The sequence below is a fragment of the Micromonospora deserti genome (assembly GCF_003236335.1).
GTDB classification, from domain to species: domain Bacteria; phylum Actinomycetota; class Actinomycetes; order Mycobacteriales; family Micromonosporaceae; genus Micromonospora; species Micromonospora deserti.
This window is the reverse complement of record NZ_POUB01000567.1, coordinates 1-452: the sequence shown is the minus strand read 5'-3', so window position 1 is coordinate 452 and position 452 is coordinate 1. Positions and strand designations below refer to the sequence as shown.

1 protein-coding gene is annotated in these 452 nt (G+C 76.1%); it reads left to right on the top strand.

All coding sequences use genetic code 11. From position 1 onward, the window contains the following. Positions 1–57: 57 nt before the first annotated feature. Positions 58–429 (top strand): phage holin family protein, encoded by a 372-nt coding sequence (locus tag C1I99_RS31945; RefSeq protein WP_111137805.1) that lies wholly within the window; start codon positions 58–60, stop codon positions 427–429. The last annotated feature ends 23 nt before the right edge of the window (positions 430–452 follow it).

Sequence of the window (452 nt, the reverse complement as noted above, 5' to 3'; positions counted from 1 at the left end):
GCCCTGCCGCCCCCGCCGCCCCGGGAGACGGCTCGGCCGCCCAAGCGGGTCCAGCCGGTGCCCGGCACCCCGTTCGGAGTGGTGCACCTCGACGTGCCACCGGTCACCTCTGGCTTGGCCGTGGGTTCGCTGGTGGCCGGGATCGTGTCGATCCTCGTCTCGCTGCTAGTGATCTGCTTCGGCCTTGCCGGCGGCGACTGGGACGGCGTCTGGGCGGCCGGAGCGTTCACCGTGCTGGGCGCGCTGGCCGCGTCCGGGGCGATCGTCGCCGGCCTGCTCGGGCTGCGGCAGATCCGCCGCCCGGCACCGCCGCCCTCGGTGCGTTTCACCGGGCGGGGGCTGGCGTTCGCGGGGATCTCCTGCGGTGCGGCGGGGCTGCTGCTCAGCCTGCTCGGGCTGGGGCTGGCGTTGCTGGTGTCGCTCGCCTGACGGCCGGGCGCCGGGTTCCCAAC